We start from the raw sequence: 10,719 nt of genomic DNA on the forward strand, positions 1-10,719 counted from the left end.
ATGTGCCAACTAAATGAGACACATACAGTTGATTTTTTCTTTTGTGATAAGAGTGGAGTTTTTAGAGGTGCCCTTAACACTTTTCGTCATCTCAAACAAGAATATTGCTCATTTTTTTGATAGTTCAAACCACTTGTTTATAGTATGTTGAAATATAAAAAATCCAAGCTAGTGCATGGATTTACATTTCTTAATGTATATTTATACTACCAACCAATTGAAACCCTTTCAAACTGACAACCCAATCGTCGCAATTCTTTTTGACGGTCCTCGTAATAAGGGAGGGAAATGCCTGTGATGGTCACATGAGGCAGGTCTTGCAAATGGAGGCTGACAGACGAGGTGAAGTGATAGACCTGAACGAACTCATATTCTTGAAAGAGTTGGGCTAGTACATCTTCAAAGATTAGCTCCGTCTCCAAGTAAGTCACATCTGGTATAGTGAAAGTCTCCTTGGGATGGGGCAGATAGAAGTCAATGGCCAAGGCCTTGGCATAGGTACTGATAAAGCGGATGGAAATCTGGTCGTCTTCTTCCGAGAACTTTTGTCCCAGTAGAACCTTGACCGTCTTGCCATTTGAAACGGGTGCTTGGGGCAAGTCAAAAAAATGCTCCAGATAGACTAGCTTTTCTCTCGCTACGACATGGTAGTCACTGCGATAGAGGGTATAGTGCTTTTCCGTCTGCTCAATCAAGTCATCTCTGCTCAAGCCCAAGGAGCCAACCTGACTGGGATGGAGAGGTCGGGCATACATGCCCAAGGGGTAAATATCCGCATAACCATCATCGAAACTCATGAGGTGCTGATAGGTCGAACTAGCAATCAAGTCCAGAATCAAGCTATTGTCAAAACTGGCATAAAAGATGGTGTCATAGTCTCCAGCAAGCTCCTGGCAGATCTGAGCCAAGTCCTCTGCCGTTTGAGGATAGTGAACATGGTCAAAATTCTTAGCATAATGTTCCTGACGGGCATTTTTGACAGGACTGACATAGAGGCTGACAAAGTCCTGATCAGGATAGAGTCCCTTGATATGCTGGGCAATCTTGGCCTGCAAGGGCGTTGTGGCAATGATGAGGTGTTTCATCTCTTTGATTCTCCTAGGTGGTGATGGTGCAGCAAGGTCTCAACGACTTCAAAATCCAAGGCATCGTCGATATCATAAGAATAGAGTTTGGGCATTTCATAGGCTACTGTCTTGTCTGTGTAAAAGGTCTCATCTCGTAGGTAACGGTCCTTGCGAGAAATCCAGATACTACCGTTGGGATAGTAATAGACAGGCTCTTTTTGCCGAGCATAGTGCTTGGACACCTGAGGCGGACGGATAAAAGTCGACTCCTCCAGCTGCAAGAAAAGACTGCGACTCTTGTCCGCCTTGACACAGGAAATCAGATGGTCGGCGCCAGACTGACAGTAGAGCTGATAGGACTCTATGAGGTTCTCTACTTCTCTCAGAGGTGAGGTCACCTGCAGATTCACGAAGACCTGCTCTTCCTCAAAGGGCTGTAAAAAGTCTCGTAGGGTTTCTAAGCTAGAGGTTGTTGCCAAGGCCAGTTCTTTTGGTCTATGGACACAATGAATCTCTGGATAGGCTTGACGACAGAGTTCTAGATAGGCTAGTGAGTCTGAGGATACCCAGATTTCACTAAATAGCTTGGAGGCTAGAGCGACTTCTATGGTGTAGAAAACCAAAGGTTTGCCTGCAAGCGGTTTGATATTTTTATCCACTAAGCCACGTGAACCTGAACGGATCAAAATGACGGCTATGGGTTTAGATGTTGCTTTCATATAGTCTTCCTAGAATTGAGATAAACAGGGCAGATAGGGTGGTAATGATGCTATTTAACCAAGGATTGGGATTGGCAAAGAGGCCACTGTAATGATAGAGGACCAAGGCTCCTAGACTAAAGACCAGATAGATTTTAGCCAGTTGCAAACTCGGTCTTTTGAGGAGTAGGATCAAAAGGTACAAACCACCAATCACACCCAGTGTCAGACCCATAAAGCCGTTAATCCATTCGTAGATGGAGTAGATTTCTGCATTCATGAGCAAGAGGCAGAGAAGCCAAGACAGGCCTGCTAAGACAAAGGACAGGAGGCTTGGCGACCAGCGAATCTTTGACCAGGCGAAATCCAATTTCAAACAGGTCACGATTGCATTCATACTGGACGAAACTGTGGATTGGCCTGCTGCTAAGAGAGCCAGCATGATGAAACTGCCAAACCAAGGCGCCAGACCTTCCCGAGCGTAAGCAATGAGAACAGGATTGGTCGATGTGGTGGCAAAATTTTCCTGACGAATCAATAGGCCAATCAGATACAGTAAACTGGCAATCCCAAAAGACAAGAGTCCCTGTAACCATAAGATTTTTCCAATCTTCTGACGCCCCATTTTGCTGTTAAAACGTTGGACGATGTCCTGTGAGGAAACATAGGAAAATAAACTACTAAAACCTGCTCCTGCAACCAAGATCAAGACCGTCTGCCCATCCAGGGTCTCTGCAAAGTGAGATAGCTGTTGACTGCTATTCATGACAAGACCTGATTGGGCAATTCTTGGTAGAAAGAGGGCCAATATAGCCAGCAGGACCAAGCCTTGAAAGAAGTCCGTCCACAGCACAACCAAGAGACCACCACTTGCCAGATAATAGACCGTCAAAAGAAGGAGTAAACCTGACAAGACCAGCTGATTGAGAGGGATAAAGGGCGCTAAGGCCTGAGACAACAAGTAGGTCACCACTGCTATTCGCCCCAACTGGTAGAGAATGAAAAGACCTGAGGCCAGTGAACGAATGCCAGTCGATTGAAACTTGTCCTCTAAAAGATGATAGGCTGTCTCGTAGTTTCCCTTTTGATAGAGGGGCAGAAAATAGCGATGAGCTAGTGGAATGGCTAGAAGGATGCCACATTGGGCAAACCAGAGATAGGACCTACCTGTATAGGCATTTCCAACCAGAGTCAGAAAGGAAATAGGGCTGAGTAAGGTGGCAAAGACTGAGAAGGCCAGAACTGTCACTGGAACAGCTTTCTTAACCTGATAATAGTCCTCTTCGTCCCCTTTTTTCCGATAGGCAATCCAAGAAATCAAGCCGAAATAGAGCAATAGGGTGACTAGAATTCCCAACATCCTAGAAATTCCTATCTAATAGTTCTCTGTATATTTGAGCTACTTTTTCCAGAGAATAGCGAGAGGCTAAGGCTAGATTTTTTTCATTTAATAGACAAAAATCAGGCTGCTCCATCTCTTCTATCTTTTGAATCAACTCTGATTTAGTTTTAAATAAGTTGATGGCATTGGACTGACCAGCATAGAAACGATGGGCAATCTCCACATCCGATAACAAGGCTAACAAACCTTGGCTCAAGGCTTCAACACAGGCATTGGCAAATAACTCTGTGTAACTTGCAGACAAATAGCATTGGTGCAGATGATAAGGCACTTCGTTAACGATACCTTTAAAGTGAATGGTTGGCGGAAGATCATATTGATTCTGTAATTCTGCTAGACGTTCCTCTGAGCCACCATAAAAGGTAATCTGGGCCTTGGAGCCACGTTTGTAGAGTTCGATAAAGGCTTCAATGACAAGTTCAACGTTCTTGCCTTCTCCCATATGACCCACTAGGCAATAGTCCAAAACAGGTCCGATTTTTCTTAGCTGACCTACTTTTTCTGTAAACATTGGTGGTAAAAACTTAGTGTCATACCCTTGTTTCGCCAAGGTATCAGTCAACACTTCACTGGCAACTAGGTATTTGTTTGTCTTGCGCAGATTGGCGAGGCGTAAATCTCGCATGATATTTTCATGGACAACTTCATAGTAATTTTTGTCCGTATTTTCCATATAACGCCAGAGGCTGGGTTTGGGAACGATTTGTTGGTCACGGATAAAAAGATCTGTCTGTTTTGCCCATCTGGCTAGGAACTTAACCAACAAGTCCTCTTCAGAACGGATTTCTCCTCCTATGCGGTAGATATACTCTGGATGAAAGATGGTTACAGGAGAGGGTTCTTTGAAAGGATCGATAAATCGTCCTTCCAGAGCCAATTCTCCATTTTCATGATACCAACGCAGTTCCTTTTCCTTGAAATCTTCAAACAAGAAGGGCCCCTTGGTATAGTAATATCTCCCCGAGCCATCTCCTAGGGTAACAGAGGCGACAAAACCGTCTTCATTGAGCTCAACCTGATCTCCATCTGCTAGCGTTAAACTTTCTGGCTTCACTGATAAGTCTGCATGGCCTATATCTGAAAAACTATGCGGAACACATATCAGTTCTTTTTCTAAAAATCCTAACTTAATCAAGTCTTTCTTCCAGTCAGGACGAAGCTGAGGACTCGAAACCAGGTGAACATATTCCAAACCTAGATGTCGTGCTATACGAGCTCGATAGACCTGGGTACTCTCAAAACCATAGCGATGGATTTCCTTGACTGGATGAATGGTGACAATTCTCGACATGCTATACACTCTTTCTCTCTTATTTTCTGCTTACAAATGAAAAACCACCCTCACAAAAAGGCGAGGGTGGTTCATCCGTTACAATGCTTGGGGATTTCCTAGCAAGTTCCCCCTCAAAAGGACTTTATGCTATTCTATCACAAAGACTGACCATCTGCAAGATGGACTGGATTAGACAGCATAGCGTGAGGGAGTTTTCTTATTGTTTATAAATCGATTCTCTGAAATCATCTGTACTACGTAGGTAGGCATTGTAGATTTTTTGTTTTAACAAGTGTACCCAACTTGCAGGAGCATGGCTTGTCGTACGATCAATGTTAGCCACATCTTTCGCCACTGCTTGATCGATGAGTTCTTGCATTTGGGCAGCTGAACGGATTGTAATCTCCTTGCTGCTGTTTGGTACACCAAGTTCATACTGAATAGTGATTGGTTTCAACTGGTCTTGCTTACGAATACGTTGATCAAACATATCCTTCTTGAAATCAGCCCATGAAACGTATTTATTAGCAAAGACATTTTTCAAGACGAGACTATCAGTGATGAGTCCCACATTTTTTCCGTGCCAATCTGAATAGGTAATGTCCCCATTGCGTTTAGCTTCTTCTGCATATTGGTTGGATACATATGGTAAGAACCCATCTTGATAACCTTTTTCTGCCAACAATTCGTAGGCTGTCTTTCTAAACATGATGTCACCAGGCGCACCCTTTGGATTACTGAGGGCAGCATAAATCGGTGAGAACATGCTGATCAGATGATAGCCATTACGAGTATAGTCGCTCTTATCACGGTAAGCCCGACGGTTGATGATATCATTGTCAATCAAGGCATCCAGACTGGTTAGTTTACTTACTTCAGCATCTGTCAATGGACGAACAGAGTTTCCAGCATGAGTTTGTTTATGGTACTTGTCCTCAATGTAGAAATTCTCTATTTTTCTAAACCATTTTTTCTTAACATCATTTGACTTAGTTAAAATGGCATTGGCTTCCATAGCATCCAAGGTATACAAGACATCGTACATACCGTGCAAATACTCTTGCAAGGCTGCGGCTGATGTGAAGCGGCTTGTCGGGTCATAAGTATGCAAGCGAGTTGGTGAATCCTTATCCCCTTTATAGAGAGTGTTCAAGACAATAGCATCCTTATCTAGACTGTCAGCAGATTGCAACAGTCCTAAGGCATACAACTCTGCTCCCAATCCTTCACGACGACCTTTTCCTTCAAAGTAAATATGTCCGTCAGAATTATGAACCATTTCATGGGTATAGACTGATGTTCCGTATTTATCCAACAAGCGGTCGCTGACATAGTGGACCTCAGAACCGTTGGCATAGGCTCCAGCTCCTTTGCTTTCCCCATACCACTTACCAGTTGGTCCAAAGAAGTTGTAGATAGAAGCAATGGCCTTATCAGACAGGGTGGCCCAGTAATACTTGCTATTGCTATCTTTCATACCAAAACCATCTGAAACCATGACTGAACGGAAGAGTTTTTCTTTGTATTCTGGTGAAAGGAGATGGTACCAGATATCGTAGTGGTCTCGTTGCCATTCAGCCGACTGGTCGACCTTAGCACGGACATACTGACGCAATTCCTCTCCTGACAAGACTGTATTATTGACACGGTCACGATAGCGTTCGTAGCCACCAAAGGCCAAGGTAGAAAGATTTGAAATCACATAAACATCTTCTTCTGGCAATGTTAATAAAGGTAGGAGCATGTTTTTTAATTTCCAACTTGATGCCGTAATACGGTCATAGACTCCCAGCGTATACTTACTATCTGGTGTAGCTGACTCTTGTTTGGCACGCACTTCTGGAATTGCTGACTTACTCTCTACGATATAGGCCTTGGTATTGCTCTTCAACCATTCATTATTGGTTTTAGTTGGTAGGAAGAGTTTTCTGTAAGACTCCAGTAAATCAGTCACTGTCTTGCGACCTTTTGCAGGGGCCAGGGTTGTTTCATAGACACTTGTATTATTTAACGCCTTGAGATTTTCCATACCGCTCTGACCTAGGGCAATGATGGTATCCAAGGTTGAAGCTGTGCTATTACCATCAAAGTCAAACTTATAGGTATTGAGATCCTTCGTATTGATGTGATCATAGTTGATATTGTACCAGCGATTGAGGTAGGTCAAACCAAGCAAGAAAGCTTCCTTGTTGTTCTTGATTTTCTCGCTGATGTAGGTTACTACACTATCTCCCATCGTATTAATAGACTTGTCCATGGCTAGCACTTTACGGAGATGTTCGCCGATATTGGATTTAACTTTTTCAAATTCTTTGTCCAAATATAGCGAATCAAGCGACGCATCTGCCTCAATGCCCAGAACTCTTCTCATGGCTGCTGAGTCATATTCGACCCCTTGCAAATCTGCTAGGACCCGATCAGTCACTTTCGTATAGTCAGATAAAAAGGCCTCTGGTGTAAAGATAAAGTTTTTACCTGCTACGCTGTACTCTGCAATTTGTGTATTTTTGAAGTCGTCTTTGTAAGTGACGTCCAGATAACTGATTGTATTGTCAGCAAAATGCAACATCAGTTTATTGATTGCTGCTTTATTGGCCTGAATATCTGTGATGATGTCATTGTCCTTCATTGGTACAACATCCAGCAGTTCTGTAGTATAAAGCTTATCAGTAGGATCAACTTGATTTCCATAGTGAACCACTAACTCTTTGTTATAGAAAGGCATCAATTTCTCGATATTGTGATAAGCAACTTTTCGACTAGCTTGGCCTTGGCCTTAACAAGAGCAGACGTTGGGTCATCCAGGTGATAGTTGACTGCTACTGCTTTTTTGCTCTCATCTTTAACCAGATTAGTAATTTCAACCGTTGGTTTGGTTTTAACAAGACTACCAACCTTGACAATCTCTTTGGTTGGTTCTACTTCTGTACGCGAGATTTCCTTGCTCGCTTCCACCTTACCATCTACGAGATAATCTTCATACTCGATTGTCCGTAAACCGTCTTTTCCTTCCTGAGCAATTTCTCGATGATTTTTTAAGATAGTCGCATCTTCAATTTCTTCAGTTTCATGAGGAATGGTTTCTGTTACTGTACGATGATTACTTGTCAAAGGCAGTTCAGGAAGAGCCTCTGCTACAGCAGCCTCGCCCTCGTGACCGGGCTCTTGCGTACCTTGGGTACTAATTGGGGCTGTGTAAGATGGCTGAACGGGTTGAACTAAGGCTTCACCCTCATGGCCGGGCTCTTACGTGCCCTTACTGCTAACAACTTCTGTAGACTCTGGCACTGTTGGCTCAACTGGAGCTCCCTCCTGAGGACCTGTGTAAACTGGTAGTTCTGATTGAACAAGGGATTCGCCTTCATGGCCGGGCTCTTGTGTACCTTGGGTGCTAACGGGTTCTGTATAAGACGGTTGTGCTGGTTGAACCAGGGCATCACCCTCATGACCTGACTCTTGGGTACCTTGGGTGCTAATTGGGGCTGTATAAGACGGCTGCTCTGCTTGGACTAGGGATTCGCCTTCATGACCTGACTCTTGGGTACCTTGGGTGCTAATTGGGGCTGTGTACGCTGGTTGCGATGGTTGGATTAGAGCCTCACCCTCGTGACCTGACTCTTGTGTCCCTTTTGCTTCTAACGGGGCTGTGTAAGCTGGTAGTTCTGTTTGAACTAGTGCTTCACCTTCATGACCGGGTTCTTGCGTTCCCTTTGCTTGCACTACAGTTTCATTATTTTCTTGTGGTTGAGGCTCTACAGGAGAAGGTGTTCCTCCTTGCTGATTCTCTACCACTGGGCTTTGCGAAGCTGGCTGGACTGGATTTGTCTGTTCTTGATTCCCACCAGTTGGGCTTGAATTTGTTGCAGACTCTGTAGCTGGTGCTGGTTTTTGGTCTGCCTCCTCACCTTTTACAACATGACTATCTTTACTTTCCTGACTCTGAGGAACTTTCGTTTGCTGACTAGTATCCTCATTTTTAGGATACACAGTCATTACTACTGAGCTATCTTCATTTTCTAAGTTAGACTTGCTGTCATTTGATTGCTTGACAAATTCAGTTCCCATAGTCGAATCTGCTGAATGAGTAGTAACCACTTCCTTAGATTGACTGTTTTCTAATTTAATCTCTTGATTTCCAGTAGATTCTGCTGGTTTGCTAGTTGTCGGTACAGAAAGAGCTGGTTTGTTTTCTACAAATCCTAGATAAGTGTAACCAGGAATATCAACCGGAGCTGGCAAGGCATCTCCTGCCTGGATCGATAATTGGGTGTTATAAGCAGCTAGTGTCTCGCTCGTCAAAGCAAGGACAGTTGGAGACAGCAACTGACTGCCTAGAGCGCTTACTAACAAGAATCGACTAATCTTGCTCTTGCCATCACGTCCCTTAAGAACTACTACAACCAATAAACTAAGGCCCGCCACCAAGGCAACAGTTCCCAATGGAGAGCTAGTCCCCGTATTGGGTAATACTTGATTTGCTCGATAAACCAGATAGTAGGTAGCGTCCGTTTCTTCCGCTACTTGTGGTAGGGATGTAACCAAGAGACCCTTCTCTTCGTCAGTTAAATCCGACTCTAAAACGTAGGTATAGTTAACAGTATGAGATTCTTGGGCAGATACAATCTGTAGGCCAGTTCCCATCAAAAAGAAACACGCAACTGCTACAGATACAAGGCCAACTGCCAATTTTCTTAACGAGAAATTCTGTCTTTCTTCTCCAGTAGTTTTGAAATTCATATTTCCCTCTTTTTACATTTTTAAATTAGTATTTTAATTTATTGTAAAATATACAACTCTTTCCATTATACATCAACTTTTTAAAAGATTCTAGGGATAGATATACAATTGAACGGATGGGAAAAATCAAGTAACTAAGTAATTAACTGTTTAGCAATAAAAAATGTCAACGAAAAATAAAAAATGGAGGAAGTAATCCCTTCTCTCCATCTTTAAAATTATAGTAACAAATATAGGTTATCTAAAGTTGTTAAAGCAACTCCTTTAGTTTCTAGTTTACCCATTCACCGTTGCCATTTACTTTATAACCGTCTGGTGTTGTTGTGCTGACTGCCAAAGCTCCAGAACCATATGCATAGTACCAGTATTGGCCAACTTTAAACCAACCTGTCTTCATGATACCAGACGCATCAAGGTAGTACCAGACTCCATTTTCTTTGAGCCAGCCTGTCTTCATAGCTCCTGATCCATCAAAGTAGAACCATCTATTTCCGTCTGTACCCCAGCCTGTAAACATAGCACCTGAGCTACTCAAGTAATACCAGCTACCATCTACTTTTACAAATCCTGTCTGCATGACACCTAGGTCATCCAAGTAGTACCATTTACCACCCGTTTTCACCCAGCCTGTCTTCAGATCACCAGACTCATAGAAATACCATTTCCCATCTGTTTTCACCCAACCAGATTGGTCTGAACTAGAAGTTCTAAATTCTTTCAGCGCTTTTTCAACTACGACTGCTTTATTTTTAACTGTTGACAAGTTAGATGAAGTCACTTCTGCATATTGAATAGCAGGACCGTAACTGCCTACCAACTCTTCTGAAGTAGCAGCATCACCAAAAGCCTGAGCAATCGTTACGGCATTATATGGGTTATTTGGGTTCTTAAAGGCAGCAATCCCCATATGTGTAAATTTAGGGCTAATCAAAGTTTCATAATGACCAGAGCCACCTTTTGCTGAACCACCTGATTTTTTCTTCACGTAGTCTGCTTTTTCAGCACGCCATTGTTCAAGAGCTTTTAGAAAACCATCATGGTTCCAACCCAAGTTTTCTCCTAGTACACTGTTTCCTGATGGGAAGGCGCTCCAGATTTCTTTACCAGAAAGACGAGTATGGTCCATGGTTACAGAAGCTTCTGCAGCTCTGGCAAAAGCTGCCTTTTCTAGGTCAGTCGACCATTTGATAGGGACATACTTATCTACCAAACCTTCGTCAGCTGCCTCTTTACGGATAGCATTGATGGCATCTAAGATAGCTTGTTGGTCTGGAGTCAAAAATTCTCCCTTTAATCCAACCAAAACATTGCCACTAGCAGGGTTAAGCACTTCTGAACTCAAGACATTTTCATTTCTACCATCTGCAGATTGTGTTGCCACAAGTCTGTCATTGGCAAAAACATCATTTGTCAAAACTGCTCCAGCTAAAGTCAAAGCCAAGGCGCTAGCAAATACAATTTTCTTCAGGGCACCTCTAAAAACTCCACTCTTATCACAAAAGAAAAAATCAACTGTATGTGTCTCATTTAGTTGGCACATTC

The 10,719-nt window shown here is 43.0% G+C and carries 5 protein-coding genes and 2 pseudogenes; all 7 read right to left on the minus strand.

The window, feature by feature from the left end:
- Window positions 1-206: 206 nt before the first annotated feature.
- Window positions 207-1,085 carry a glycosyltransferase family 52 gene (locus K1I71_RS08995; protein ID WP_223330792.1) on the minus strand — a complete coding sequence of 293 codons (879 nt, stop codon included), beginning with the start codon at window positions 1,083-1,085 and terminating at the stop codon, window positions 207-209.
- A complete protein-coding gene (locus K1I71_RS09000; protein WP_223330793.1) occupies window positions 1,082-1,786 on the minus strand; it encodes an acylneuraminate cytidylyltransferase family protein in 705 nt (234 codons plus the stop codon). Before K1I71_RS09000 ends, K1I71_RS08995 begins: the two co-directional genes overlap by 4 nt.
- Complete coding sequence (locus K1I71_RS09005) at window positions 1,770-3,125, minus strand: sodium:solute symporter family transporter (RefSeq protein ID WP_223330794.1); 1,356 nt, start codon at window positions 3,123-3,125, stop codon at window positions 1,770-1,772. Before K1I71_RS09005 ends, K1I71_RS09000 begins: the two co-directional genes overlap by 17 nt.
- Window position 3,126: 1 nt before the next feature.
- Window positions 3,127-4,458 carry a glycosyltransferase gene (locus K1I71_RS09010; RefSeq protein WP_223330795.1) on the minus strand — a complete coding sequence of 444 codons (1,332 nt, stop codon included), beginning with the start codon at window positions 4,456-4,458 and terminating at the stop codon, window positions 3,127-3,129.
- A gap of 199 nt (window positions 4,459-4,657) precedes the next feature.
- Window positions 4,658-8,982, minus strand: a pseudogene (locus K1I71_RS09590) (ZmpA/ZmpB/ZmpC family metallo-endopeptidase).
- Window positions 8,983-9,060: 78 nt separating this feature from the next.
- Window positions 9,061-9,177, minus strand: a pseudogene (locus K1I71_RS09635) (YSIRK-type signal peptide-containing protein); the annotation flags it as partial.
- A gap of 271 nt (window positions 9,178-9,448) precedes the next feature.
- On the minus strand, window positions 9,449-10,645 hold the full coding sequence (locus tag K1I71_RS09025) for a CAP domain-containing protein (RefSeq protein WP_049546421.1): 1,197 nt from the start codon (window positions 10,643-10,645) through the stop codon (window positions 9,449-9,451).
- Between the last annotated feature and the right edge of the window lie 74 nt (window positions 10,646-10,719).

The sequence above is a fragment of the Streptococcus mitis genome, from assembly GCF_019929545.1.
Lineage (GTDB): Bacteria > Bacillota > Bacilli > Lactobacillales > Streptococcaceae > Streptococcus > Streptococcus mitis_BU.